The organism is Aliishimia ponticola (assembly GCF_004803475.1).
In the GTDB taxonomy this organism is placed as follows: Bacteria; Pseudomonadota; Alphaproteobacteria; order Rhodobacterales; family Rhodobacteraceae; genus Aliishimia; species Aliishimia ponticola.
Window position 1 is genome coordinate 294982 of sequence record NZ_SRKY01000003.1, and the last position, 26521, is coordinate 321502.

The following is a 26521-nucleotide window of genomic DNA, read 5'->3' on the forward strand; positions in this document are numbered from 1 at the left end:
GTCTATACGGTCTGCGCCGGGAACGCTGTACCCATGGGACATGAAAAAACCGGCCCAAACGGGGCCGGTTCCAATGGTCCACGCAGGCTATAGGGAGGATCAGCCCCGACGCTTGCGGCGCAGCGCGCCCAGCCCACCGACACCGGCAAGCAACATCCAGCCCGCAGCAGGCAGCGGCACGGCAGAGACTGGCGGCGTCGACGACGCGGCCGACAGAACCCCGGTATTGACGCCTGTCGGGTCACCAAGATTGAAGACGCCAACATTCTCATACCCGTTGAAGATAGCTTCAGCGGTCAGGGACGTTTCAACGGTGAAGCTTTCGCCATCCAGAATGCCGTCAATCGCGACCGCGCCAATGATGTCGTCGAGGATCACATTGACGCCGCTGATGCCTCCGAACCCGTTCGAGATACCAAAAATGGATGCAGACGCGTTCTGGGCATTGTCGAGAACGTATGTCTGGCTGCCGCCATAGGCGTCTATCCCGGCTGAGAAAACATTCGTGCCGTTCACGAACACATTATAATCGAAACGCACACCGACGGATTCGACGTCTGCGGGCAGAATTTCAAACGGATTGGCACCGAAACTGGCGCCGCCAAAATCACCGTTGAGATAGAAGGACATATTCGTCAGCGAATAGTCCAGCACGTAATCCATCGTCGCGCCGGTGGTATTCGTTTCGGTAATCGTCTGAAGGGCGGCCCCAAGGTAATATCCGGGTTCTTCCCCGTACGCCAATGCGCCCCCACCGACAATAACAGAAGTGCCGTCTGTATTCTGCGTGGCTGTCACGGAGTCAGGCCCAATACCGAAATCGGGTTCGCTGCCAGCTCCGGTGACCGTGACCGTCGCAGATGACGTCGAATTATCGAAATCTACTGCGTGGTTTGCGCCGGAGTATTCGATGGCCGCGAGCACAGCGGCGTCGACCGTGGCTGCATAGGCCGTTCCTGACATCAAAGTCGAAGACACGGCCAAAGCCGCTAAAAGGTTCTTTTTCATGATATTTCACCCAGTTTAAAAAAATGTACGTAACGTCAATCACGCTAGCACCTGGCCACCATTCTACAAATGGTTGGGGTTCGGTGTATGGCGGTTTTCCCTACCGGGTTCGTGCTTTAAGGAACGCTGGCGGACGAAATATAGGTTCACGCCGCAAAATCGCACACAGCAGGTTGTATTCTGTCGCCAGCGAAACCCGGCGCCGAAATTTTCCATCGTTTTTCAGTGACTTGCATCACAGCCTGACCAGTGACCTCGATCACATGATTCGGGTTGCTCGATCAGATCTGCGCGAATAGCCCCGCATGTTCGGCCCGCAGCGCCGCCTTTTGCACTTTGCCCATCGTGTTGCGCGGCAGGGCATCGACCACGATCAGCTTGCGCGGCAGCTTGAACGCCGCCAGCTTTTCACGCGCCGCCTTCAGGATGGCATCGGTGTCGATTTCCTGTCCGGGTTTTCTGGCCAGAACGCCGACGGGGCTTTCCCCGAAATCGGGATGCGGCACACCGATCACCGCGCTTTCCAGCACGCCGGGCATCTCGTCGAGGATCAGTTCGACCTCTTTGGGATAAATGTTGTAGCCGCCGGAAATGATCAGATCCTTGCCACGACCGACGATGTGGACATAGCCATCGGCGTCGATCCGGCCCAGATCGCCCGTGATGAAGAACCCGTCGCTGCGCAATTCGGCGGCGGTCTTTTCCGGCATCTGCCAATAGCCCTTGAAGACATTGCGCCCGCGCACTTCGATCATGCCGATCTCGCCCTCGGGCAAGGATGCGCCGGTTTCCGGGTCGGTGATCTTCAGCTCCACCCCCGGCAACGGGAACCCCACGGTGCCTGCGCGGCGTTCGCCGTCATAGGGGTTGGAGGTGTTCATGTTGGTTTCGGTCATGCCGTAGCGTTCAAGGATGCGGTGGCCTGTGCGCGCCTCGAACCGGGTATGTGTTTCTTCCAGCAGCGGCGCAGAGCCAGAGATGAACAGCCGCATATGCGCCGCCAGATCGCGGGTGAAACGCGCGTCGCCCAGCAGGCGGGTGTAGAAGGTCGGCACGCCCATCATCGCAGTTGCATGTGGCAGGTTTTCGATCATGCGGTCCAGATCGAAGCCGGGCAGAAAGATCATCGACCCGCCGGTGAGCAGCGTGATGTTGGTGGCGACGAACAGGCCATGGGTGTGAAAGATCGGCAGCGCGTGCAGCAGCACATCGTCCGCCGCGAAGCGCCAGTAGTCTTGCAGCGTTTGCGCGTTGGACAGCAGGTTGTCATGGCTGAGCATCGCGCCCTTGGAGCGCCCGGTGGTGCCAGAGGTATAGAGGATCGCGGCGGTGTCATCGGCGCTGCGCGGCACCGTGTCGAACCGGGCGGGCTGTGCTGCCACGGCATCGGCGAAACTGCCCGTGCCAGCGGCGCCAAGGGTCATCAGTGCCACCCCCAGCTTTTGTGCGACAGGGGCGAGACGCTCTTGCCCCGCACTGTCGCAGATCATCAGCTTTGCGCCACTGTCAGAGAGGAAATAGGCGACCTCCTCCGCCGTATAGGCGGTGTTGAGCGGCAGATAGACCAACCCGGCCTGCACACAGCCGCCATAGATCGCCAGCGCCAGTTCCGATTTGGGGATTTGCGCCACGACGCGGTCGCCCGGCGTCAGTCCCGCCTGTGTCAGGGCATGGGCGCAGCGTGCGACCTCGGCCACGAAATCCCGATATGGCAGCGCAGTTCCCTGCGTGGGCGCTTGCGTGAACGGCGCGGCGCTTTGGGCATGGGGCGCAAAGAGCGCGTCATAAAGCGGGTTGGTCATGGCATGGCCCTTCGGTCGATCGTCCCGCCGTACATGGCGCGAGATTTCGAGAAGGTCAAAGGGCCATGTCAGCCAGTGGTGATTTCAAAGGGCGCGATCCGGTCCCAATCGAATGTGACCCCGGTTCCGGGTGTGTCCGGCGCGATGGCGCGGCCCTGTTCGATCACCAGCGGGCGCGTGGTGTAGCGGTCGATGGGGAAGGAATGCACTTCGAGCCAGCCATCGCTGCCCAGCCCGGACAGAAGCGAGACATGCAGTTCCTGCATCCCGTGGCTACAGACCGGCACGCCATGGTCCACCGCGCGCTCCGCCACTTGCAGAAAGCCGGTGATGCCGCCGCAATTGGACGCATCGGGCTGGATGAAGGCCAGCCCGCCCTGCGCCAGCGCCATTTCGAATTCATGGATCGTGTGCAGGTTTTCGCCCTGCGAGACAGGCACGCCGGTGGCATCCGCGATGATCTTGTAGCCGGGGTAGTCGTCGGGGATGATCGGTTCCTCGAACCACATCAGGTTCTGATCCTTGACCGCACCGGCCAGCGCAATCGCGGCTTCGCGGGTCAGGCTGTAATTGGCGTCGATGGCGAAACCGGCCTCTGGCCCTATACGGCTGCGTACGGCGCGGATGCGTTCGATATCGGTCGCCGGGTCGGGTTGGCCGACCTTGATCTTCACCGCGTTCAGCTTGGCAGAAAGATAGCCCGACACATGGTCCAGCAGCTTGGGCAAGGGAAAGGCCAGATCGATGCCGCCGCCATAGGCGTTGCAGGACCGCGCCTTGCCGCCCACCAACTGCGCCAGCGATTGCCCGCGCCCCTGCCCGCGCAGATCCCAAAGCGCGATATCGACGGCGCTGATCGCAAAGCTGAGGATCCCGCCGCGCCCGACATAATGCATATGCCACTGCATCGCGTCATTCAGCGCCTCGACCTCTTCCGCGTCCTGGCCGATCAGGAAGGGCGCAAGGTCGTGGCGGATCATCGCCGCCGTGGCATGGCCGCCGCGCCCGCCATTATAGGTATAGCCGGTGCCGCTGCGGCCATCCTCCAGCGTGACGGTGGCGGTGATCAGGTGGAAATGCGAATGATCCCCGTGCTTTGCATCCACCAGAACCTCGTCCAGAGGCACGGCGAACAGCCGCGCCTCCACCGAGGTGATCCGGGTCATTGGCATTCCGGCACAGGTGTTTTCACCGTGCCGTTTTCCAGATGTTGCAGCAGGTTATCCACGGTCAGCCCGCCCATTGCGGCGCGGGTTTCCACGGTCGCGGACCCCACATGCGGCAGCAGCACGACGTTCTTCATCGCCTTCAGCGCATCCGGGATATGCGGCTCTGCCTCGAAGACATCCAGCCCGGCCCAACCAAGCTTGCCGCTGCCCAGCGCATCGATCAACGCGGCCTCGTCCACGACGCTGCCACGCGCGACATTGACCAGCGTGCCTTGCGGGCCAAGCGCCTCCATCACCTCGGCATTCACGAGATGTTTGGTCGACGGGCCGCCCGGCGTGATCACGATCAGCAGATCAGAGCGCCGCGCCATCTCCACAAGGTTTGGCACATGCTCATAGGGGGACTCCTTGGGGCTGCGCGTGTGATAGAGGATCGTCGGCTCCCATGGTTGCAGCTTGCGGGCGATTTCCTGCCCGATCCGCCCCAGCCCCAGAATGCCGACCGTCTGCCCTTCCATGGACCGGGTCAAAGGCGCGCCGCCCCTGGTTTCCCAATCGCCCGAGCGCGCCCACGCATCGTCGCGCAGCAATTCGCGGTAACAAGCCAGCGCCAGCAGAACGGCGGTGGTCGCGACCTCGGCGTTCAGCACGTCGGGGGTATGCGTCACCATGATCCCGCGGCGCACGGCCTCTGCCACGTCGATGGCATCATAGCCGACCCCATAGCAGGAGATCAGTTCAAGGTTCGGCAACCCGGCCATGACTTCCTTTGGCACGCCGTCATGGCCATTGGTCGCCACATGGGTGATCCGGTGGCCATTGCGCTTGAGCCAATCCATATCGAAATCGGCCCAGCGATGGACGGTGAAACTGGGCGTCAAACGGCCCAGCATTTCATCCGTCATGCCGCCGATAAGCAGAAGATCAGGCATCTTGTCCTACCTTCTGGCGCTGACGGCCCAGCCCTTCGATCTCAAGCTCCATCACGTCGCCCGATTTGAGGTAGACTGGGGGTTTCATGCCCATGCCCACGCCCGGAGGCGTACCGGTGGTGATCACGTCGCCCGGATGCAGGGTGAACAGGCCGCTGAGATGTTCGATGATCTCGGCCACGGTGAAGATCATGGTGCTGGTGGTGCCGGTCTGCATACGCTTGCCGTTCACATCCAGCGACATCGCCAGCGCCTGCGGGTCCGGCACCTCGTCGCGGGTCACAAGCCATGGGCCGGTCGGGCCGAACGTGTCGCAGGATTTGCCCTTGGTCCACTGGCCGGTCAGCTGCGTCTGAAAATGCCGTTCGGACACGTCATTGACCACGCAATAGCCCGCCACATAGTCCAGCGCGTCCTCTTTCGAGACATATTTCGCCTCGCGCCCGATGACGACGCCCAGTTCGACCTCCCAGTCGGTATGGGTCGATCCGCGCGGCATCATCACATCGTCATTGGGACCGACAACGGCGGAGTTCGCCTTGAAGAACAGGATCGGATGCTCTGGAATATCCGCGCCGGTTTCGGCGGCGTGGTCGGAATAGTTGAGCCCGATGCACAGGAATTTCCCGATATTGCCGACGCACGCCCCGATCCGCGGGGCGCCTTCGACAACCGGCAGGCTTGCGGGATCAAGCGCGCGCAGCCGGTCCAGCGTCGCGTCGTCCAGAACCGCGCCGGTAATGTCATCCACATGGGCGGACAGATCACGCAGCGTGTCGCCATCCATCAAGCCCGGCTTTTCCGCGCCCATCGCGCCATAACGTACCAGTTTCATTGTCGTCTCCTGTCAGTGTCCTTGGGTGGGACGCCGCCCACCATCGTTCAACGGGTGCGCCAGGGGTAGGCTGAAGCCTACCCTACGGGCTGGCCCCTAGTGGTTGTCTCTTGGTGTGAACTTGCGGGCGATATCGCGGTATTTCGGCGCGCCCTCCAATGTCATGCCCTCGTCAAAGCGGCCGACTTTCTCGCGGAAGAACTCCTGCCACGGCGACTGGCTTTCGGGATAGACATAGCCGCCCGCCGCTTCGAGTTGCCGCGCCCGCTCCGCCAGATCTTCGGGATCGACCAGCATATCCGCCGTGCATTTACGCAGATCGATCCGCACCATGTCGCCGGTCCTGAGCAGCGCAAGCCCGCCCCCGGTCGCAGCTTCGGGCGAGGCATTCAGGATCGACGGGCTTCCAGAAGTGCCCGATTGCCGACCATCGCCAATGCAGGGCAGCGCCTCCACCCCGCGCTTGAGCAGATAGGACGGCGCACGCATATTCACCACTTCCGAGCCGCCGGGATAGCCGACAGGGCCGGTCCCCCGCATGAACAGAATGCAGTTTTCGTCAATGTTTTCCGCCGGATCGTCGATGCGGTGATGGTAATCCTCCGGCCCGTCAAACACGATCGCCCGGCCCACGAAAGCCTCCGGGTCATCCGGGTTGGACAGATACGTCTTGCGGAACGCGTCAGAAATGACCGAGGTCTTCATGATCGCGCTGTCGAACAGATTGCCCTTCAGGTTGATGAACCCCGCCGCCGCCACAAGCGGATCGGAAACCGGGCGGATCACATCGGTATTGACCGACCGCACCGCGCCGCAATTGTCGCCCATACTGCGCCCATTGGCCGTGACCGCGCCCGGATGCGGCAACAACCCGGCCGCCAGCAATTCGCCCACAACCGCCGGAACGCCGCCCGCGCGCTGGTAATCTTCGCCAAGATAAGCGCCCGCAGGTTGCAGATTGACCAAAAGCGGCACCTCATGGCCGATCTTCTGCCAATCGTCATTGTCCAGATCGACCCCCAAATGCCGTGCAATCCCGTTCAAATGGATCGGCGCATTGGTCGACCCCCCAATTGCCGAGTTGATCACGATCGCATTCTCGAACGCTTCGCGGGTCATGATGTCGGAAGGGCGCAAATCCTCGAACACCATCTCGACCGCGCGTTTGCCGGTCTCATAGGCCATCTGCCCGCGCTCGCGGTAAGGCGCCGGAATGGCGGCAGACCCGGGAAGCTGCATCCCCAAAGCCTCGGCCAGCGAATTCATCGTCGTCGCCGTGCCCATCGTGTTGCAGTACCCGACCGACGGGGCAGAGGCCGCGGCGATCTCCATGAAATCGTCATTGGTGATCTCACCGGCCGCCAATTGCTCACGCGCCTTCCAGATCACCGTCCCGGACCCGGCCCGCTTGCCATCATACCAACCGTTCAACATCGGCCCCACCGACAAGGCAATCGCCGGGATATTCACCGTCGCCGCCGCCATCAACAGCGCCGGCGTGGTCTTGTCACAGCCGATATTCAGCACCACCCCATCCAGCGGATAGCCGAACAGCGTCTCCACCAGGCTCAAATAGGCAAGGTTGCGATCCAGCATCGCCGTGGGCCGCTTGCCGGTCTCCTGGATCGGATGCACCGGAACCTCGATACAGGTGCCCCCCGCCGCGATGATGCCGTCGCGCACGCGCTTGGACAGCTCGATATGATGCCGGTTGCAGGGCGACAGATCGCTGCCCGTCTGCGCAATGGCAATGATCGGCTTGCCCGACTGCAACTCCTCGCGCGTCAAACCGTAATTCAGATACCGCTCAAGATAGAGCGCGGTCATCTCCGGATTGTCCGGATTGTTGAACCATTTCTGCGAGCGGAGTTCAGGTTTCTTCGCCATCATGCACCTTCATTGTTCCAAAAATACTCATCGGCCCGGCCTCAGCCGCTCCAACCGCCGTCGATCACGTGGGGCTGACCGGTGGTAAAGCCGCTCTCGTCGCTCGCCAGATAAACGACCAGCGCCGCGATCTCCTCGGCGCGGGCCACACGGCCCATCGGCTGGCGCGACACGAAAGCCTCCAGCGCCGCCTCATAGCTGCCCATCTCTTCGCCCAGCGCCTTTACGCGCTCGTGCCAACTGGGGCTTTCGACCGTTCCGGGGCAAATGCAGTTGCAGCGCACGCCCTGCCTGATGAAATCCACCGCGACCGATTTGGTCATCCCGATCACGGCGGCCTTGGTGGTGCCATAGATGAATCGATTGGGTGCGCCGATCACGCTGGAACAGGCCGAAGACATGTTCACGATAGAGCCGCCGCCGCGCTCCACCATGCCCGGGATGGCCGCGCGCATGGTCCGCCACATGGACCGCACGTTCAGCGAAAAGGCGAAATCCCAATCCGCGTCACTGGCCTCCAGAACCGATCCGTGATGCACGAAACCGGCGCAATTGAACAGAACGTCCGGCGCGGCGCGGGCGACGCCTTCGCGGATCGACGCGTCGTCCATTGCGTCCAGTTCAAAGACTTCGATCTGTCCCTGATTCGCATCTGCCAGATCCGCCAGTGCGGCGGCGTTCACATCGGTCGCGAAGACCTGTGCGCCCTCTGCCGCCATGGCAAGCGCACTGGCCCGCCCGATCCCCTGACCCGCCGCTGTCACCAGCGCGCGCTTTCCTGCAAGCCTTTGACCAGACATGCTTTCCTCCCTCTTTTCCACCGATGCGGCCCGCGCCGCTATCCCTGTTTTTTACGACTCGACTGTGCGGGATCCTCCCCCCGCGCCATCGGCTCGACCTGTTTGCAACTGGACCCCGCCCGGTGTTCGGTTAGCGTAAGCGGACGGGTGTGAATTGACCATGCCCCGCAACGATCAGGGAGGGCCAGATAATGGCAGCACAACGGATTCTCATCCTCGGAGGCGGCGGCATGGTCGGCCAGAAACTGGCGGCGCGACTGGCCTCCGACGGGCTGAATGGACGCCCGGCAGGAGAGGTCACGTTGTTCGATCTGGGCTTTCCGGAAAACGGCGCGCCCGCGGCGCAGCGCCTGACCGGCAATGTGACGGATACGGCGCGCATGGCAGAACTGGCGGCGCAGCGCTTTGACGTGATCTTCCATCTCGCCTCGATCGTGTCGGGCGAGGCAGAGGCCGATTTCGCCAAGGGATGGCACACCAACATGCTGCCCATGTGGCATTTTCTCGAAGCGCTGCGGGCCGAGCATGAGGCCACCGGCGGGGCCTATGTGCCGCGCCTTGTCTTCACCTCGTCCATCGCGGTGTTCGGCGGCCCGTTTCCCGACCGGATCGGCGACGACTTCCTGTCCGCGCCGCTGACCTCTTATGGTGCGCAGAAAGCCTGCTGCGAGCTGATGCTCACCGATTTCTCGCGCAAGGGCATCCTTGACGGGGTGTCGATCCGCCTGCCCACGATCTGCGTGCGTCCGGGCAAGCCGAACAAGGCGGCGTCTGGCTTTTTCTCGGGCATCATCCGCGAGCCGCTGAACGGCCTGCCCGCGACCCTGCCCGTGCCGGACAGCGTGCGCCACTGGGTTGCTTCGCCCCGCGCGGCGGCCAAGATGCTGACCCATGCGGCGGAGTTCGACACCGCCAAGCTGGCAGAGCGCCGCGCGCTCAACATGCCCGGATTTTCCTGCACCATCGCCGAACAGATCGAAGCGCTGCGCCGCGCCGCCGGGCAATCGGCTGTCGATCTGATCCGGCGCGAACCGGACGAGACCATCATGAAGATCGTCCAAGGCTGGCCGCGCGATTTCCAGACGGACCGCGCCCGCGCCCTTGGCTTCGAGGCCGAAACCAATTTCGACGAGATCATTGCGATCTACATGGAAGACGACCTGCCCCACGCGTCAGCCCGCCAGTGACACAAGCGTCGTGGTCTGGGCGGACTCGCCCAGCACCAGATGCCGTTTGAAATGTTCGTAGATGCGCCGCCGCATCAGGTCTTCGTCGCCGGTCAGCGCCGCGTCGAGGATGTTTTTGTGTTCCTCGATATTCTCCGCAAGGTCGGTCAGCGCGCGGTCCGCTTCGATATTCACCTGCCGGTAGCGGTAATAGACGATCAGGTGCAGTTCCATCAGCAGCGGCGAGCCGCAGGCCGACAGCAGCGTCTGGTGAAATTCAAGCTCTGCCGCGCTCCATAGGCGGAGCAGTTCTTCGGTCATGCCGCGCGCGCTCATGCGGGATTCGATATGGGACAGCTTGTGATGCGCCGCGCTCAGCTGCGCCTCCCATTCGACCCCGCCCTGCCGCATCGCCCGGCAGGCCGCTTCGCTTTCCAGCATGATTCGCGTGGCCGTGATGTCGTGCTGACGTTCGGGCGCGTATTCCGGCATCCGAAAGCCGCGTTGTTCCTGGAAATCGACCAGCCCCAATTCGGACAGGCGCAGCAAATTCTCGCGGACAGTGCTGGCGGCGCAGTCGTAATCCTTGCGCAGTGCCTCGGCCCGCAACTTGGTCCCGTAGGCGAATTCACCGCTACACAAGCGGCGCCGCAGATCATGAAAGACGTCGATTTCCTCACGCATCGCGCCAGCCCCCTCATTTTCGAGATTTATGGTAAATCACGAAATTATAAGAAATCCAACTTTTTTGTTGATAGCTCGCAAATTTTTCGCCTAACCTTGCGCTAGCGTGAAAATAAGAGCGACCGGAGGAGGTCGCGCGAAAACATACGCTACCAACGTCTTGGGAGGAGACACATGACACTATTCAAGAAGGCGGCCAGCATGGCAGCCGCAACGGCCCTTGCCATCACAGCAGGCGGCGCGCTCGCTCAGCAGACCAATCTGCGGATTCAAACGCACTACACGCCCGAAAACAACTCGGGCAAACTGATCCAGACTTTCATCGACAACGTGCAGACCATGTCGAACGGCGAAATCTCCATCGAGATGTTCTGGGCCTCGTCCGTCGTCAAATCGGTGGAAGGTTTCGACGCGGCGGCGACCGGCATTCTGGACTGCGAGATGCATGGCGGCGGCTATCAGATCGGCAAGAACCCGGCATTCCAGTTCGTCGGCGACATCATGGGCGGCTATGACACGCCTTATCAGCAGTTGTCCTGGCTGTACTACGCGGGCGGCATGGACGCCGCGCAGGAGCTGTACAACAAGTACGACATGCAGCTGATCGGCTGGTGGGTTTATGGGCAGGAAAGCTTTGCCTCCACCCGTCCGATTGCCTCCACCGAAGACCTGAAGGGTTGGAAGTTCCGCTCCCCGCCGGGCATGGAGACGATGATCTTCGAACGTTTGGGCGCAAACCCGGTCGTGATGGACTTCACCGAAATCTTCACCGCGCTGGAAACCGGCATCATTGACGGTGCGGATGCGTCGGGCCTTGCGAATAACAAGGGTCTGGGCCTTTACGACATCGCCAAGCATGCGAACTACCCCGGCTTCCATTCGATGCCGTCGGATCACCTGACCTGCAACAAGGCCGTGTTCGACGCGATGCCCCCGCATCATCAGCGTATCCTGATGGTGGGCATGGAAAGCCTTGCCCTGCGCACCGCGCTGCAGACGGAGATCGCCAACACCGAAGCGCTGGCGGCGCTGAAGGCAGAAGGCGTGACGATCCACACATGGTCGCCCGAAGAACTCAAGAAGTTCCGCAACGCGGCCCAGGCGGCATGGGGCGACTACGCCACCACGCCCGAGGCGAAAGCCCTGGTGGAAAGCCACTCCAACTACCTGCGCAAGCTCGGCTTGGTGGACTGACGCGACCGCACGGACGGTAAGGTGACGCGACAGGCCTCGCCGCGCGCAAGCGGCGGGGCCTTTTTCTCTAAAGGCGGCTTGCGATGTGCCGCACCTCAGAGGGAGTGACGGGGTGGACGAGAATAAGACAGGAAGTCCGATCGAGTGGCTGATGCCCTTGGCTTTCGTGATGTGCTGCGGCTGGCTGACATGGCATATGCCCGCCTTCATTCTGGACTGGAACCCGCCGGAGGGGTCCGATTTCGACAAGCTGGCCGCGCAGTTCCAGCGCATGGACGTGACGCCGGGCATGGCTGGCCTGTTTGGCGGATTTGCCGATCTGGTCGACTGGGCCGCGCTGGCCGGGATCGTGGCAACGCTGGCCTTTGGCATGATGACGGTGCGCCGCGCGCCGATGGAATTCGAAAGCTGGCGCGTGATCGACCGCGCCGCCGTCTTTCTGGGCCGGGTGGCGATGATGCTGATCGTGCTGCTTTGCTGCGTGATGCTGTACGAGGTATTCGTGCGCTACGTGCTGAACGAGGGCACCTATTGGGCGAACGAGATGTCGCTGTGGCTGGCCGGGTATGTGTTCCTGCTGGCCGGGCTTTACGCGATGCAGCAGCGCAGCCATATCCGCATCTTCCTGCTTTATGATATCTGTCCGCGCCCGGTGCAGCGGCTGTTCGACATGATCTCCACCCTGCTGATCCTGACCTTCGCGTTCTTCCTGTTTTACGGCGCCTATGGTGAGGCATTTGCGAAATTCTACCGCTGGGAACTGTTCGGCACGGCCTTTGACCCGCCGATCCCGGCGACGCTCAAGATGATGGTGCTTCTGGTGATCCCGCTGGTGGCGATTCAGGCTGTGATCAACCTGATTTCGGACTGGAACGCAGAGCCGGTGTTCCACACCGCCGCCGATGATTTTGACGAAGACGAATTGCAGCGCCTGCGGGCGGCTGTGGGGCAGGATGGCGTGGGCGAACTCGACGTGACGCGCACCGCACATCAGAAGGGAGACAACTAAGATGGATATCGGGACGATCTCCCTCGTATTGATGCTGGGCCTCGTGGTCCTGCTGGCTATCGGGATGCCGCTTGGGCTGGCTTCCGCCGTGTTGGCGGTGCTGGTCCTTGTGATGAAATTCGAACCGGGTCTGTTGATGAACCCGCTCAGCTTCGGTGACGGGATACTGACCGGAAGGCCGGGGAGCGGGCCGCTCAACATCCTTGCGCAGAAGATATACGGGTTGCTTACGGATTATGTGCTCATATCCATCCCGCTCTTTATCTTCATGGCCGCCCTGTTGGAGCGGTCGGGCATCGCCAAGGACATGTATTCCTCGCTCAATGTCTGGCTGAGCCGGACGCGCGGGGGCATTGCCATCGTGACCTCGATCATGGCGGTGATCATGGCGGCGATGTCCGGCATCATCGGGGGCGAGGTTGTGCTGCTGGGCCTGATCGCGCTGCCGCAGATGCTGCGGCTGGGCTATGACCAGAATCTGGCGATCGGCACCATCTGTGCAAGCGGCAGCCTGGGCACGATGATCCCGCCGTCGATCGTGTTGATCATCTACGGGCTGATTACGGAAACCTCGATCAAGGCGCTGTTCACCGCGTCCTTCATTCCGGGTTTCATGCTGGCCTCGTTCTTCATCCTTTATATCGTGATCCGCACCCAGTTGAATCCGTCGCTCGCCCCCCTGCCCGAACCGGAGCCAGGAGAGCCGCAAGGCGCGGAGAAAGGCGCCCTGTTCGGCGCATTCATGAACATTCTGGTTGCTGGCTTTTCGGCTGTGCTGGCGCTGCGGGCCGCGTTCTTTACCGTGACGGGGCAGAACGCGCTGGTCGAAGGTGTCGAGCCCATTGCGCTGGGGATGCCAAATCATGCGGTGATCTTCGGTGTCATCTTCGCGGTGAGCGTCGCGCTGGCGCTGTTTGTCTTCGGGCGCGAGCGCAGCGCCACGGGCTGGAACATGGGCAAGGGTCTGGTCGCCCCCATCGTGGTGATCGGCGTTGTCATGGGGTCCATCTATGGTGGGATCACGGGCATCACCGAGGCCGCGGGCATGGGCGCTTTCGCGGTGCTGGTGCTGGCGATCTTCCGCGGCGAGTTCTCTCTTGATCTGCTGTGGGACAGCCTGATGCGGACGCTGAAATCCACCGGCACGATCATCTGGGTGACCATTGGCGCGGCGGCGCTGGCCGGGGCCTATACCATCGCGGGCGGGCCGACCTATGTGGCCAATGCCATCGTGGGGTCCGATCTGCCGACGATGGGCGTGCTGCTGCTGATGATGCTGATCCTGCTGTTCATGGGCGCGTTCATGGATTGGGTCGGGATCGTTCTGCTGATCATCCCGGTATTCCTGCCCATCGTGCAGCGCCTTCCCATCGAGGAGATCGGCGTCTTCGGCACGCTTGAGCCGAAATACCTGACGGTGTGGTTTGGCGTTCTGTTCTGTATGAACATGCAGGTGAGCTTCCTGTCGCCGCCCTTTGGTCCGGCCGCGTTCTATCTGAAATCCGTGGCCCCGCCGCATATTTCGCTGACAGATATCTTCCGCGGCTTCCTGCCTTTCATCGGCATTCAGCTTATCGCGCTGTCGGTGCTGCTGCTGTGGCCGCCCATCATCGAAATCCTGCTACCGTAGTAACGTAGGGTGCGCTTCAGCGCACCCTGCCGGGGGACAACCTATGAAGCAGACGATCCGTCTTGATCCATCCGACAATGTCGTCACCGCAACCCGGCCGCTTGAGGCCGGCGCGCAGGTGGAGACCGTGACCACCACCGGGTTGATCCCGTCCGGTCACAAGATCGCCACCGCCGCCATCGCCGAAGGTGCGCCGATACGCAAATACGCGCAACTGATCGGCTATGCCGCCCAGCCCATCGCGGCGGGGGATCATGTGCATACCCACAATGTCGCCTTCCGCAACACGGATGAGGAGTATGCCTACAGCACCGATCTGCGCCCGGCCGCACCGGCGGCGCAGTCGGACAGTTTCATGGGCTATCGGCGGGCCAATGGTACGGTGGGCACGCGCAACTATATCGCCATCGTGACCTCGGTGAACTGTTCGGCCACGGCGGCCCGCCAGATCGCCGCGCATTTCACCCCGGACCGGCTGGCCGCTTATCCCAATGTGGATGGGGTCTGCGCCTTCGTGCATGGCACGGGCTGCGGCATGGCGGGCGATGGTGAGGGGTTCGAGGCGCTCCAGCGCGTCATGTGGGGCTATGCGCGTCATCCCAACCATGCCGGAGTTCTGATGGTCGGGCTTGGCTGCGAGATGAACCAGATCGATTGGCTGCTGGAGGCATACGGGTTGGAACAGGGCCCCCTGTTCCAGACCATGAATATCCAGAATGTCGCCGGGCTGCGCCGCACGGTGGAGGCCGGGATCGCCAAGATCGAAGCGATGCTGCCGCTTGCCAACGCCCAGACGCGCACGCCCTGCCCTGCATCGGACCTGAAGGTGGCGCTGCAATGTGGCGGCTCTGACGCGTGGTCCGGCATCACCGCCAATCCGGCGCTGGGTCATGCCTGCGACCTGCTGGTCGCGCAGGGCGGCACTGGCGTTCTGGCCGAGACGCCGGAAATCTATGGGGCGGAACATCTTCTGACCCGGCGCGCCATTGACCGGGCCACGGGCGACAAACTGATCGGGCTGATCCGCTGGTGGGAGGATTATACCGCCCGCAATCGCGGCTCGATGGACAACAACCCGTCCCCCGGCAACAAGAAGGGCGGGCTGACGACGATCCTGGAAAAGTCGTTGGGCGCGGCGGCGAAGGGCGGCACGACGCCGCTGACCGGGGTCTATAAATACGCCGAACCGGTGACGGCGCGCGGCTTCACCTTCATGGACAGTCCCGGCTATGACCCGGCCAGCGTCACCGGCCAGATCGCGGGCGGCTGCAACCTTGTGTGCTTTACCACCGGGCGCGGATCGGCCTTCGGATCGAAACCCGCCCCCACCATCAAGGTGGCCACCAATTCCGAGATGTATGGCCGCATGATCGACGACATGGATGTGAACGCGGGCACGATCCTGACCGATGGCATCAGTGTCGAGGAAAAAGGCCGCGAGATTTACGAGCTGTTCCTGCGCATCGCCTCTGGCACCGCCAGCAAGTCCGAGGCGCAGGGTCTGGGCGATTACGAATTCGTCCCATGGCAAATCGGAGCCGTGATGTGACCCGAATCCTGGTCCTTGGTGGCGGCCTGATCGGCAAACGGCATGTGGCGCGTGTGATCGCGCATCCGCGTGCCGTTCTTGCCGGGCTGGTCGATCCCGACCCCGCCACCGGGGCTGATTTCGCGGATATGTCAGATGTTTCTGGCCCGGTGGATGGCGTCATCATCGCCACACCGACGCCGCTGCACGGGGCCCATGGGCGCGCCGCCGCCGCGCGGGGCTGGCCGATGCTGATCGAAAAGCCCGTCGCTGCGACACTGGCCGATGTGGATGGGCTGGAAGGCGCCGCGCTGCTGGTCGGCCATCACCGGCGGCATCATCCGCGGGTCACTGCCCTGGCCGATCTTCTGGCCGCGGGTACCATTGGCCGCCCGGTCACAGCGACGCTGCTATGGGCGATGAAGAAGCCCGACAGCTATTTCGCGGGCAATTGGCGCAGCGCCGGCGGCTCGCCGGTGATGATCAACCTGGTGCATGAGTTCGACTTGCTGCGCTTCTGGTTCGGAGAGATCACCGCCATCGCCGCCCTGCCCGGCACCAGCCTGCGCGCGGCCCGTGGGGCTGCGCCGCGCCACGAAAGCGGGGCGATTGCACTGCGGTTCGAGGGCGGGCTGGCGGCAACGGTCAGCTTTTCGGATAACGCGCCCAGCCCATGGGGGTTCGAGGCCGCGACAGGCGAAAACCCGCATATCGGCCAGACCGGGCAGGACATGATGTGGGTGACAGGTACGGCGGGCGCGGTCAGTTTCCCGTCGCTTACCGTCTGGCAGGGCACCGATTGGTCCCGTCCCGCCATCGCCCGCGCCCCAGCCACGGTAGACGGGCCAGCGCCGCTGGATGCGCAACTGGACCATTTCCTGGAGGTGATCGCGGGCCGGGCCGCCCCGATCTGCACGCTGGCGGATGGCCGCGCGGCCCTTGCCGCCGCGCTGGAGGTCGAGGCGCAACTGGACCGGAGGGCGGCGTGATGCCCGTCCTGAAGGCCGGATTGATCGGCGCGCATATCTCGCGCACGCGGCTGCCTGCCGCGCTGGATCTGCTTTGTGCCGAACACGGCTGGAGCCTGGATTTCAAGCTGATCGACACTGCCGACCTGCCGCAATTCGATTTCGACGCGCAGATGCACACCGCCCAAGACGAGGGCTGGTCCGGCATGACCGTGACCCACCCCTGGAAGACCGACGCGCGCCGCTTCGTCGGAGAGGCGATGGGCGCCGAAGCCGTGCATCTGGGCGCGTGCAACACGGTGACGTTCGCGCCTGATCTGCGCGGCCATAACACCGATTACACTGGCTTTCTTGCCGCGTTCCGCGCCTTTGACCATGTGCCCGGGCGCGTGGTTCTCATGGGGGCGGGCGGCGTGGCCGAAGCGCTGGCCCCCGCCCTGATGGCGCTTGGCGCGGATGATGTGGCGATTTGCGACATCAACGCCCCGCGTGCAGCGGCGCTGGCGCAAAGCTGCGGGGGCCGGGTGATCGCGCCGGACGCGGCAGAGGATACCCTGCGCGCGGCCAATGGGCTGGTCAATGCCACCCCGCTGGGCATGGCCGAATATCCCGGCACCGCCTTCGATCCGGCCCTTCTGGGGCCGCAGGGCTGGGCCTTTGACGCGGTTTATACCCCGACCCGCACGATGTTCCTGCGCGACGCGGCGGCGGCGGGTCTGGCCTGCCTGAGCGGGTTCGCCCTGTTTCGCGCAATGGCGGTGCGCAGCTTTGCGGCCTACACCGGGATCGACCCGGACGAAGAGGCCATGCGCCCGCTTCTCGATACACTTCATCCTGACTGACTGAACGGAGAGTTTCATGACCAAACCTACGATTGGATTTATCGGCCTTGGCCTGATGGGCGGCGCCATGGTGGGGCGTCTGCAAGACAAGGGCTACACGCTGCACGTTCTGGGCAACCGGGACCGCACCTATATCGACCCCGCCATCGAACGCGGCGCGACAGAGGCGTCGTCCGCGCGCGAGCTTGCCGCCGCCTCGGACATCATCATGCTGTGCATGGGCACCTCGGATCAGGTCGAAGGCCGGATGCGCGGCGAGGATGGCGTGATCGCCGGGCTCAAGCGCGGCGCGATCGTGATCGATTTCGGCACCTCGCTGCCCGGCTCTACCCGGATGCTGGGCGAAGAGGTCGCGGCGGCGGGCGGCACCTATCTGGACGCGCCTCTGGGCCGGACGCCGGCCCATGCCAAGGACGGGCTGCTCAACATCATGGCTGCCGGGGACAAGGCCGCCTTTGACACGGCCAAGCCGGTGCTGGACGATCTGGGCGAGAACGTCTTTCACCTTGGCGCGCTGGGGTCGGGGCACACGATCAAGCTGATCAACAATTTCTTCGGCATGACCGTCGCAAATGCCATGTGCGAAGCCTTTGCCATGGCCGATGTGGCCGGGATCGGGCGGCAGGATCTGTATGACGTGATGTCGGCGGGGCCGCTGAAATCCGGCATGATGGATTTCGTCAAGGGCTATGCCGTGGATGGCGACGCGACCAAGCTGGAATTCGCGGTCAAGAACGCGGCCAAGGATGTCGGCTATTACCGCCGCATGGTCGAAGACGCGGGCGCGGCAAGCACCATGTCGCCGGGCGCGCTGAACGGCATGACCCGCGCGATAGAGGCAGGCATGGGCGACGCGATGGTATCGCAGATGGTCGATTTCTACGCCAAGCAGATGAAGGGCTAGGACCGTGGCCCACGTGATCCCCGGCATCGAGGACAAGGCCCGCAAGGGAATTGCCCTGATGCTTGTCACGTGGCTGACCTTCGCGGTTCTGGACACAAGCGCGAAATGGGCGGCGGTCGCCGGACTGCCCGCTGCCCAGATCGCCTTTTTCCGATATATCGGGCATTTCGGTATCTCGGCGGCGCTGACGATGCGTGACCCGGACAACCGCCGCCTGCCCCCGCAATTCGGCCTGCTGACCCTGCGCGGTTTGCTGGTGGCCGGGGCGACTTTGTCGAATTTCTGGATTCTGACGGTGCTGCCATTGACGGTGACTTCGGCCATCATGTTCTCGTCGCCGGTGATCGTGTGCTTTTTGTCCGTCACCATCCTGCGCGAAAATGTCGGGCTGTGGCGCTGGGGCGCGATCCTGCTGGGCTTTGCCGGCGTGCTGATCGTGATCCGCCCCTTTGGCGCGGCGTTCCATCCGATGATGCTGCTGGCGCTGATGAACGCGGTGTTCATCGCCGTCTATTCGCTGATCACACGGGCGATGGCGGGCAAGGTGTCGACCGATGTGATGCAGTTCTGGATGGGCTTCTGGGGCACGGCGGTGACACTGCCGCTGGCGCTGTGGCATTGGCAGGCCCCGCAGGACACGACCTTATGGATCATCCTGGGCGCGGTCGGCGTTCTGGGCTGGTTCGGGCATCAGTGCATGACGGCCGCGCATCGCTTTGCGACGGCGAACACCTTGATGCCATTCACTTATTCCTTTTTGCTCTACCTCACGGTGTTGAGCTATGTCGTCTTCGGGCATGTCCCGAACTTTTGGACGATTTTGGGGGCCCTCGTCATCATGGGGTCCGGTCTGATCATCTGGTATCGGGAGGGGCAGAAATGACCCGCGTAGCATGTCTTGGCGAAGCTATGGTCGAGCTTTCCATGAGCGGCGAAAACAATGCGACGGTCGGCGTCGCGGGCGATACGCTCAATACGGCGATCTACCTCAAACGCGCCGCGCCGGAGATAGAGGTAGATTACATCACCCGGCTGGGCACCTGCCCCTTTTCCGAACGTATCCGCGGCTTCATCGCGAGCGAGGATATCGGCACCGCGCGCATTACCTCGGACCCGTCGCGCACACCGGGCCTGTATGCGATCACGGTCGATGACACGGGCGAGCGGACCTTTACCTATTGGCGCAGTGCCGCTGCCGCGCGCGACATGTTCGCCGATCACGATTTCGCGGCGCTGGACGGGTACGACCTGATCTACTTGTCGGGAATTTCGCTGGCGATCCTGCCCGGCCCCGTCCGCATGGCGCTGCTGGATTATCTGCGAGGCAGCGGCGCGCGGCTGGCTTTCGACGGCAATTATCGCCCGCGCCTGTGGGAAGATGCGGATACCGCGCGCCGCGTGTCCACCGCCTATGGCGAGGCCGCGCATATCCTGCTGCCCTCCATCGACGATGAAATGGCGCTGTACGAGGAAACCGCCGCGCAGGTTCAAGACCGGCTGATGGCCCTGGGCGCGGGCGGCGCGTTGAAGCGATCCTCTGCCGGACCGCTCTCTCTGAGTGGGCCGGTGACGCAGGACTACCCCGCGGCGCGCAAGGTGGTCGATACCACGGCGGCGGGCGACAGCTTCAACGGCGGCTATCTGGCGGCGCTGCTTTCCGGCGCGGATCAGGCGGCGGCGCTGATGGCGGGGCACCGGCTTGCGGCCGAGGTCGTGCAGCATCGCGGCGCGATCATCCCGGCCAGTGCGACCCGCGCGCTTTATGAAGGTGCCGTCGATGCGTCCTGACCTGACGTGTGCCCTAATCGGGCTGGGCATGGTGGCCGATACCCATGTGGCCGCGCTGCGCGACGCGGCGGGCGTGCGTTTGGGCGGCGTCATGGGGCGCGACCCGGCAAAAGCGCGCGCCTTCGCGGACCGCCATGGGGTGCCCCATGTGTTCGACGATATCGGCCAAGTCGCGGCTTCGGACATGGATTTCGTAATCCTCGCCACCCCGCCCGATGCGCGGCACGATCTGGTGGCGGCACTGGCGCAGGCGGGCAAGCCGATCCTGATGGAAAAACCGATTGAGCGTGATCTGCCCGCCTCTCGCGCGATTGTCGATCTGTGCGCGGCGGCGGATGTGCCCTTGGGCATGGTGTTCCAGCACCGTACCCGCCGGGCCAGCCGCGCGCTGAAGGCGCGGATCGAAACCGGGGCCATGGGCGATCTGGTGCATGCCGAATTGCGGGTGCCGTGGTGGCGACCCCAATCCTATTATGACGCGCCGGGGCGTGGCACCTATGCGCGCGATGGCGGCGGGGTGATGCTGACGCAGGCGATCCATACGCTTGATCTGGCGCTGTGGCTGATGGGCCCTGTGGCACGGCTTCAGGCGATCATGCACCGCACGCCGCTGCACAGGCTGGAGGCCGAAGACTGGGCAGGCGCGTTGCTGCGGTTCGAAAGCGGCGCGGTTGGCACGTTGACGGCGACCACGGCGGCCTATCCGGGCGGGTCGGAAAGCGTGACGATCCAAGGCACCAAGGCGGCGGCACATCTGGCCGAGGGGACGCTGCGGCTGACCCATATGGATGGGTGCGAGGAGACCCTTGGCAGCGCGGCGCAAACCGGCGGCGGGGCCGATCCGATGGCCTTCACCCATGCCTGGCACCAGCGCATCATCGAAGATTTCGCCGAGGCCTTGCGCGATGGACGCCCGCCGCTGGCCACCGGACAGCAGGCCCTGCACGCCCATGCGGTCATCGCCGCCATGGAAGAGGCCAGCCGCAGCGGAGCGGAGGTCAAGCTATGACGCTGACCTGTGTCGCGCTGGGGCTGGACCACCGGCATATCTATGGCATGACCGCGCAGATGCAGGCTGTCGGCGCGCGCTGCCTTGGTTTCTGGACCGAAGGCGACCCCGGCACCCTGCCCGGCTTCACGCGCCGCTTCCCCGACCTGCCGCGCCTGAACAGCCCTGAGGACGCGCTGAGCAGCGGCGCGCAGCTTGCGCTGATCTCTGCCATTCCGGGGGACCGGGCCGCACTGGCGATAAAGGCCATGCGGGCGGGCATGGATGTGATGACTGACAAGCCGGGCTGCGTAACGCTGGAGGAACTGGCCCAGATCCGCGCCTGCGTCGCCGAAACCGGGCGCATCTGGTCGGTCAATTTCTCGGAACGGTTTGAAACGCCCTGTTCGACCCTGGCCTCGCAACTGGTGGCAGAAGGGGCGATCGGCAAGGTGGTGCAGACCGTGGGACTTGGCCCGCACCGCCTGAACCGCGCGACCCGGCCCGGCTGGTTCTTCGAGCGGGCCCGTTTCGGCGGGATCCTGACCGACATTGCCGCGCATCAGATCGACCAGTTCTTGCATTACACCGGTTCTGACAGCGCCGAGATCACCCTGGCCCATGTCGCCAATCACGCCAATCCCGACGATCCCGAGTTGCAGGATTTCGGGGAAATCGGCCTGCGCTCTGCCCATGCGTCGGGGTATATCCGCGTCGATTGGTACACGCCGGATGCGCTGCCCACATGGGGCGACGGACGGCTGACCATCCTTGGGACCGAAGGCTATATCGAGCTGCGCAAATATGTGGATGTGGGGCAGGACGGGACCGATCATCTGATCCTTGCCAATGGCACACGCTGCGAACGGATCGACGCCTCTGGCGCGGGATTGCCTTATTTCCAAAGGCTTGCCAATGACATCCGTGACAGGACCGACAGCGCGATGCGGCAAGATCACTGTTTCACGGTGATGGATCTGGCCCTGCGCGCGCAAGCGATGGCAGAGCGCGAATGATCGGTGTCGCGATCCTTGGCGCCGGGATTGGCGCGCAGCATCTGGCGGGGTTTCGGGCCTTGCCCGGCCAATGGGACGTACGCATGGTCGTGGACCGCGACGCGGCGCGGGCGCAGGCTTTGGGCGCGCCGGTCGAGACGGATATCGACGCGGCGCTGACCGATCCGGCGGTGGAGGTCGTCGATATCTGCCTGCCGCCGCATCTGCATGTACCGGTCGCGCTGAAGGCGCTGGCTGCGGGCAAACATGTCATCTGCGAAAAGCCTATCGCGACCTCGCTTGCGGATGTGGACCGGTTGCGCGTGGCCCAAGGCGCGGCGCAGTTCTTTCCGGTGTTTCAGTATCGCTTTGGTCCCGGTTTTGCGGCCTTGCGGGCCTTGCGCGCGGCGGGGCTGACCGGCCGTCCGCTGGTCGCCGCGCTGGAGACGCACTGGGCGCGCGGCCCTGACTATTACGCGGTTCCATGGCGCGGCACATGGGAGGGGGAGCAAGGCGGCGCTGTTCTGGGGCACGCGATCCACGCCCATGACCTGCTGCGCGAACATATGGGCGCGGTGCGTGCCGTTATGGGGGCCGTGACCACACGGGCCAACCCGATCGAGACCGAGGATTGCGCCGCGCTGAGCTTTGAACTCGAAGGTGGGGCGCTGGCGACTTCCTCCATCACGCTGGGCGCGGCCGTGGACGAGACCCGGCTGCGCTTTGTCTATGACAAGCTGACGACAACTTCCGGCACCCTGCCCTATGCGCCCGCCGACGGGCCGTGGCGGTTCGAGGCCAGAGCCGCCGCCGATCAGGCTGCCATCGACGATGTGCTTGGCGGTCTGCCGCCTGTCGCCTCCGGTTTTGCCGGTGCGTTTGCTGAAATCGCCAAGCAACTGTCCGGCGGCGCAAGCGATGCGGTTCTGTTCGAGGATGGCGCGGCCTCCATCGAATTGGTGACGGCGATCTATGATGCGGCGCGGCGCGGTGGGCGGGTCAGCCTGCCGATCCACCCGGATCATCCGCTTTATTCCGGGTGGCGCGCGTGACCGCCCCCCGTCCCGCACGCTTTGCCGCTGGCCCTGAGCCGGCAAATCGGATAGCACATATGTTAGCGCCCAAACACCGAATTAGGAGCCTGCCATGACCCCTGCCCGCCCCTTGCTGACTGGCACGAATGTCATTCCCGTTCTCGCCTTTTCCGAAGTCGCGCCGACGCTCAAGATGATCGAACGCATGATCGGCGCAGGGCTGAAGGTGATCGAATTGACCCGGCGGTCGGACGTCGCACGCGAAACGCTGCGCGAGGCGAAAGCGGCGTTTGGCAAGGACGCGCTGATCGGCATGGGCACGATCCTGTCGCCGCAGCAGCTTGACGAAAGCATCGATGACGGCGCGGATTTCGGGGTGTCGCCGGGGCTAACGCCGACGCTGATGGACGCGATTGCCAAGACCGATTTCCCCTTTCTGCCCGGCACATCCACCGTGGCAGAGGCGATGCGGGCGCGCGAAGCCGGGTTCGATGTGCTGAAATTCTTCCCCGCCGAACAAGCGGGCGGTGCAGGGTATCTCAAGGCGATGGGGGCCGTACTGCCCGACGTCGTCTTTTGCCCCACTGGCGGCGTGTCGGAAAAGAACGCGCACCAATATCTGGCCCTGCCCAATGTGATCTGCGTGGGGGCAAGCGCGCTGTCCGGGCCAGCCAGCGCCGACCCGTTCGACGCTGCCGGGTTTGCTGAATTAATAGGCAAGTTTTCCCCGCCGAGCTAACCGGATCGGGCTACACTCTGGCAAATCCGCCTGCGCCATGGTGGTTTGGCCATCTGCGCAGGAGGACAGGACGATCGACGGAACCACCGCAGCCCATGACGCGACCGGGACGATGCCGCCCCGTGCGATTGGCCGGGCGCATGTGGCCGTGCGTTTGCGCGATGCAGACGCAGCAGGCCAGAGCCCTTCTGTTCTGTCGGACCTGCACCAATCTGGGTCGATGCGCGTGCTGTTCCCGCGCCCTGCCGCCCCGCCGACGGCGATGCTTCTCAATACGGCGGGGGGGATCACTGGCGGGGACCGGTTCGATATTTCGCTTGAGGTGGGCAAAGGCGCGCACCTAACCGTGACCACGCAGGCAGCAGAACGCGCCTATGCGGCGATGCCGGGGCCTGCGGGGCGGTTATCCACAGCCATCTCCGTTGCTGAGGGCGGCGCGGTTCGCTGGCTGCCACAGGAAACGATCCTGTTTGATAACAGCGACTTGAACCGCCGCCTTGATGTGGAACTTGATGGGGATAACAGCAGCGCGCTGATTGTGGAGCCGTTGGTCTTTGGCCGTCACGCCCATGGCGAAATTCTGACCGACGCGCGCCTGCGCGACCGCATTCGGATCAACCGAAATGGCCGGGCCATTTTCGCCGACGGGATCGACCTTGCCGGGAACGTCACCGAACAATTGCGCCACCCTGCCCGCGGCGGCGGCGCGGGTGCCATGGCAACCGTGGTTCTGGCCCACCCGAGCGCCGAAGCGCAGCTGACTCCGCTGCGTTTGCTTGGCGATGAAATATTAGGCAGCGGCGCACAAATCCGCGTCGGCACCAGTCTTTTGGCCCCGGATTTGCTTGTCCTGCGCTGCCTCGCCGATGATAGTTTTAACCTGCGCCGCGTGCTCCTGCCTGTGCTGGATCATCTGACGAACGGCGCGCTGCCGATCTGCTGGAGACTATGACCCGATGCAACTGACGCCCCGCGAAAAGGATAAGCTGCTGGTGGCGATGGCCGCCGAGGTCGCCCGCAAGAGGCTGGCCCGCGGCGTAAAGCTGAACCATCCCGAAGCGATTGCGCTGATTACCGATGCGGTGGTCGAAGGCGCGCGCGATGGGCGCAGCGTCGCTGATATGATGCAAGCGGGCGCCGAAGTCGTGACACGCGCGCAATGTATGGAGGGCGTGGCCGAGATGATCCACGAAGTGCAGGTCGAGGCGACTTTCCCGGACGGCACCAAGCTTGTCACCGTCCACAACCCAATTCGTTAAGCGGGCCAATTCGCTAAGCGGGCCCATTCGTTATGGCGGCCCGCGCCCGACCAACACGCCGACCGAGAAGACAGATCAAGACCATAAAGGACCGCCCCATGAAGACGATTTTGCCGCTTTCCTCCCTGATTGCCGTATTGGCCCCTGCCGCTGCGATGGCGCATGGCGGCGCGCATCTGCATCCACATGGGGTCGAAGGCTGGGTCGTGGGGCTGGGCATCGTGGCGATGATCGCAGGCGGCGCGGTGAGCGTGCGCGTTGCACGGCGCGGGCAGGATCGCAAATGATCCCCGGCGAGATCATTACCGAAGGGACGCTGACGCTGAATGCCGGGCGTGAGGCGATCACCGTCATGGTCGCCAATACCGGCGATCGTCCAGTTCAGGTCGGCAGCCATTACCACTTTGCGGAAACCAACCCCGCTTTGGATTTCGACCGGGGCGCGGCGCGGGGTATGCGCCTTGATATCGCGGCGGGCACGGCGGTGCGTTTTGAACCCGGCCAGCGGCGCGAGGTGCAATTGATCCCCATCGGTGGAAAGCGCGAGATTTACGGCTTTAACCAAGCTATCATGGGTCCGATCTGAGATTGGATCGCGTAACAAGGAACGCGCGTATGTTGAGAAAATCCGACCCCTACACCTTATGGCATACGGGGCTTCATACTTGGCAGTTGATGCTGGATGCGCAGATGGTGATGACCATGCGCATGATGGGCATGGCGGGGCTTTGGTCCGTCACCCCGGCGGAACAGTCGCGCATGGTGTCCGAAAAGACCGAAGCCTTCACCGATGCGGCCGCGGCCTCGGCCCGGGCGATGGCGCGCGGCGGCTCGCCCGCCGATATCGCGGCGGCGGCGTTGAAACCGGTGCGCCGCAAGGCCCGCAGCAACGCAAAGCGGCTGGCCAAGCGCGGCCCCAATACGCGGGCAAAGCACTGATGCGACAGGCTGCGGCAGCGACGGTGGTTTTGGGCTTCTGGGCCAGTATGGGCCACGCGGCCTGCCCCGGCGCGTCGCAGGCTGAAATGAACGAATGCGCGGCCGCCGAGTATCAGCGGGCCGATGCGGAACTGAATGCTCTGTGGAGCTATGCAAAACCCAGCGCCGATCAGATGGGCGTTGGCGCGCAGCTTCTGGACGCGCAGCGCAAGTGGATCGCCTATCGCGACGCGGCCTGCACGGCCGAGGCGGAGATGTTCCGGGGCGGGTCGATCCAGCCCTTGGTCTGGTTCCAATGCATGACCCGTCTGACAGCCCAGCGCAGCGGCGATCTGCGCAACTTCAGCAACTAAGATGCAGGCTTTGGCGGCATATCCCGCGCCACGCCGCGCCGTTCCGGGCCGGGGCCAAGCCTACCCGG

At 63.7% G+C, this 26521-nt stretch carries 28 protein-coding genes; 20 read left to right on the top strand and 8 right to left on the bottom strand.

What is annotated here, in order from left to right; translation table 11 throughout:
* Window positions 1-99: 99 nt before the first annotated feature.
* From E4Z66_RS12600 to E4Z66_RS12630, 7 genes are all read right to left on the bottom strand, one after another.
* Window positions 100-1008: a VPLPA-CTERM sorting domain-containing protein gene (locus E4Z66_RS12600; RefSeq protein WP_136463376.1), complete on the bottom strand. Its 909-nt coding sequence runs from the start codon at window positions 1006-1008 to the stop codon at window positions 100-102.
* A 281-nt stretch (window positions 1009-1289) separates the two neighbouring features.
* A complete protein-coding gene (locus E4Z66_RS12605; RefSeq protein WP_136463377.1) occupies window positions 1290-2810 on the bottom strand; it encodes a malonate--CoA ligase in 1521 nt (506 codons plus the stop codon).
* 68 nt (window positions 2811-2878) lie between these two features.
* Window positions 2879-3976 carry a mandelate racemase/muconate lactonizing enzyme family protein gene (locus E4Z66_RS12610; protein ID WP_136463378.1) on the bottom strand — a complete coding sequence of 366 codons (1098 nt, stop codon included), beginning with the start codon at window positions 3974-3976 and terminating at the stop codon, window positions 2879-2881.
* The gene (locus E4Z66_RS12615) at window positions 3973-4911 is read right to left on the bottom strand and encodes a 2-hydroxyacid dehydrogenase (protein ID WP_136463379.1); all 939 of its coding nucleotides are present in this window, start codon (window positions 4909-4911) and stop codon (window positions 3973-3975) included. The genes E4Z66_RS12610 and E4Z66_RS12615 overlap by 4 nt, the downstream gene beginning before the upstream one ends.
* Complete coding sequence (locus E4Z66_RS12620) at window positions 4904-5746, bottom strand: fumarylacetoacetate hydrolase family protein (RefSeq protein ID WP_136463380.1); 843 nt, start codon at window positions 5744-5746, stop codon at window positions 4904-4906. Before E4Z66_RS12620 ends, E4Z66_RS12615 begins: the two co-directional genes overlap by 8 nt.
* 96 nt (window positions 5747-5842) lie before the next feature.
* Window positions 5843-7636 carry an IlvD/Edd family dehydratase gene (locus tag E4Z66_RS12625; RefSeq protein ID WP_246036010.1) on the bottom strand — a complete coding sequence of 598 codons (1794 nt, stop codon included), beginning with the start codon at window positions 7634-7636 and terminating at the stop codon, window positions 5843-5845.
* A 38-nt stretch (window positions 7637-7674) separates the two neighbouring features.
* The gene (locus E4Z66_RS12630; RefSeq protein ID WP_136463382.1) at window positions 7675-8433 is read right to left on the bottom strand and encodes an SDR family oxidoreductase; all 759 of its coding nucleotides are present in this window, start codon (window positions 8431-8433) and stop codon (window positions 7675-7677) included.
* A gap of 191 nt (window positions 8434-8624) precedes the next feature.
* Between E4Z66_RS12630 and denD the strand changes: the two genes are divergently transcribed.
* Window positions 8625-9620: a D-erythronate dehydrogenase gene (gene denD, locus E4Z66_RS12635; protein WP_136463383.1), complete on the top strand. Its 996-nt coding sequence runs from the start codon at window positions 8625-8627 to the stop codon at window positions 9618-9620.
* Here denD and E4Z66_RS12640 read toward each other — a convergent pair.
* Window positions 9606-10283, bottom strand: a complete 678-nt coding sequence (locus E4Z66_RS12640; RefSeq protein WP_136463384.1) for a GntR family transcriptional regulator — start codon at window positions 10281-10283, stop codon at window positions 9606-9608. The genes denD and E4Z66_RS12640 overlap by 15 nt on opposite strands.
* 174 nt (window positions 10284-10457) lie before the next feature.
* Here E4Z66_RS12640 and E4Z66_RS12645 point away from each other — a divergent pair, with 174 nt between their 5' ends.
* The 19 genes from E4Z66_RS12645 (at window position 10458) to E4Z66_RS12735 (ending at window position 26453) form a co-directional block, all read left to right on the top strand.
* On the top strand, window positions 10458-11477 hold the full coding sequence (locus E4Z66_RS12645; protein WP_136463385.1) for a TRAP transporter substrate-binding protein: 1020 nt from the start codon (window positions 10458-10460) through the stop codon (window positions 11475-11477).
* 112 nt (window positions 11478-11589) lie between these two features.
* Window positions 11590-12486, top strand: a complete 897-nt coding sequence (locus tag E4Z66_RS12650) for a TRAP transporter small permease subunit (RefSeq protein WP_246036011.1) — start codon at window positions 11590-11592, stop codon at window positions 12484-12486.
* 1 nt (window position 12487) lies between these two features.
* Window positions 12488-14116 carry a TRAP transporter large permease gene (locus tag E4Z66_RS12655; protein WP_136463386.1) on the top strand — a complete coding sequence of 543 codons (1629 nt, stop codon included), beginning with the start codon at window positions 12488-12490 and terminating at the stop codon, window positions 14114-14116.
* Window positions 14117-14159: 43 nt separating this feature from the next.
* Entirely contained in the window at window positions 14160-15665 is a 1506-nt protein-coding gene (locus tag E4Z66_RS12660; RefSeq protein ID WP_136463387.1) for a UxaA family hydrolase, read from the top strand.
* On the top strand, window positions 15662-16633 hold the full coding sequence (locus tag E4Z66_RS12665) for a Gfo/Idh/MocA family protein (protein ID WP_136463388.1): 972 nt from the start codon (window positions 15662-15664) through the stop codon (window positions 16631-16633). Before E4Z66_RS12660 ends, E4Z66_RS12665 begins: the two co-directional genes overlap by 4 nt.
* A complete protein-coding gene (locus E4Z66_RS12670) occupies window positions 16633-17454 on the top strand; it encodes a shikimate dehydrogenase family protein (protein WP_136463389.1) in 822 nt (273 codons plus the stop codon). Before E4Z66_RS12665 ends, E4Z66_RS12670 begins: the two co-directional genes overlap by 1 nt.
* A 16-nt stretch (window positions 17455-17470) precedes the next feature.
* The gene (locus E4Z66_RS12675) at window positions 17471-18358 is read left to right on the top strand and encodes an NAD(P)-dependent oxidoreductase (RefSeq protein WP_136463390.1); all 888 of its coding nucleotides are present in this window, start codon (window positions 17471-17473) and stop codon (window positions 18356-18358) included.
* A 4-nt stretch (window positions 18359-18362) separates the two neighbouring features.
* Window positions 18363-19241: a DMT family transporter gene (locus E4Z66_RS12680; RefSeq protein WP_246036012.1), complete on the top strand. Its 879-nt coding sequence runs from the start codon at window positions 18363-18365 to the stop codon at window positions 19239-19241.
* Window positions 19238-20146 (top strand): sugar kinase, encoded by a 909-nt coding sequence (locus E4Z66_RS12685; RefSeq protein WP_136463391.1) that lies wholly within the window; start codon window positions 19238-19240, stop codon window positions 20144-20146. Before E4Z66_RS12680 ends, E4Z66_RS12685 begins: the two co-directional genes overlap by 4 nt.
* Window positions 20136-21155 (top strand): Gfo/Idh/MocA family protein, encoded by a 1020-nt coding sequence (locus E4Z66_RS12690; protein WP_136463392.1) that lies wholly within the window; start codon window positions 20136-20138, stop codon window positions 21153-21155. The genes E4Z66_RS12685 and E4Z66_RS12690 overlap by 11 nt, the downstream gene beginning before the upstream one ends.
* The gene (locus E4Z66_RS12695; RefSeq protein WP_136463393.1) at window positions 21152-22150 is read left to right on the top strand and encodes a Gfo/Idh/MocA family protein; all 999 of its coding nucleotides are present in this window, start codon (window positions 21152-21154) and stop codon (window positions 22148-22150) included. The genes E4Z66_RS12690 and E4Z66_RS12695 overlap by 4 nt, the downstream gene beginning before the upstream one ends.
* Window positions 22147-23181 carry a Gfo/Idh/MocA family protein gene (locus tag E4Z66_RS12700; protein ID WP_136463394.1) on the top strand — a complete coding sequence of 345 codons (1035 nt, stop codon included), beginning with the start codon at window positions 22147-22149 and terminating at the stop codon, window positions 23179-23181. Before E4Z66_RS12695 ends, E4Z66_RS12700 begins: the two co-directional genes overlap by 4 nt.
* A 94-nt stretch (window positions 23182-23275) precedes the next feature.
* The gene (locus E4Z66_RS12705) at window positions 23276-23902 is read left to right on the top strand and encodes a bifunctional 4-hydroxy-2-oxoglutarate aldolase/2-dehydro-3-deoxy-phosphogluconate aldolase (protein WP_136463395.1); all 627 of its coding nucleotides are present in this window, start codon (window positions 23276-23278) and stop codon (window positions 23900-23902) included.
* Window positions 23903-23939: 37 nt separating this feature from the next.
* The gene (locus E4Z66_RS12710) at window positions 23940-24854 is read left to right on the top strand and encodes an urease accessory protein UreD (protein ID WP_246036013.1); all 915 of its coding nucleotides are present in this window, start codon (window positions 23940-23942) and stop codon (window positions 24852-24854) included.
* Window positions 24855-24858: 4 nt separating this feature from the next.
* Window positions 24859-25161 carry an urease subunit gamma gene (locus tag E4Z66_RS12715; protein ID WP_136463396.1) on the top strand — a complete coding sequence of 101 codons (303 nt, stop codon included), beginning with the start codon at window positions 24859-24861 and terminating at the stop codon, window positions 25159-25161.
* A 98-nt stretch (window positions 25162-25259) separates the two neighbouring features.
* Entirely contained in the window at window positions 25260-25448 is a 189-nt protein-coding gene (locus E4Z66_RS12720) for a hypothetical protein (protein ID WP_136463397.1), read from the top strand.
* The gene (locus tag E4Z66_RS12725) at window positions 25445-25747 is read left to right on the top strand and encodes an urease subunit beta (RefSeq protein WP_136463398.1); all 303 of its coding nucleotides are present in this window, start codon (window positions 25445-25447) and stop codon (window positions 25745-25747) included. The genes E4Z66_RS12720 and E4Z66_RS12725 overlap by 4 nt, the downstream gene beginning before the upstream one ends.
* Before the next feature lie 29 nt (window positions 25748-25776).
* Window positions 25777-26100 carry an antifreeze protein gene (locus E4Z66_RS12730; RefSeq protein ID WP_246036014.1) on the top strand — a complete coding sequence of 108 codons (324 nt, stop codon included), beginning with the start codon at window positions 25777-25779 and terminating at the stop codon, window positions 26098-26100.
* Window positions 26100-26453, top strand: coding sequence for a lysozyme inhibitor LprI family protein (locus E4Z66_RS12735; protein WP_246036015.1), 354 nt, complete (start codon window positions 26100-26102; stop codon window positions 26451-26453). The genes E4Z66_RS12730 and E4Z66_RS12735 overlap by 1 nt, the downstream gene beginning before the upstream one ends.
* Window positions 26454-26521: the final 68 nt, after the last annotated feature.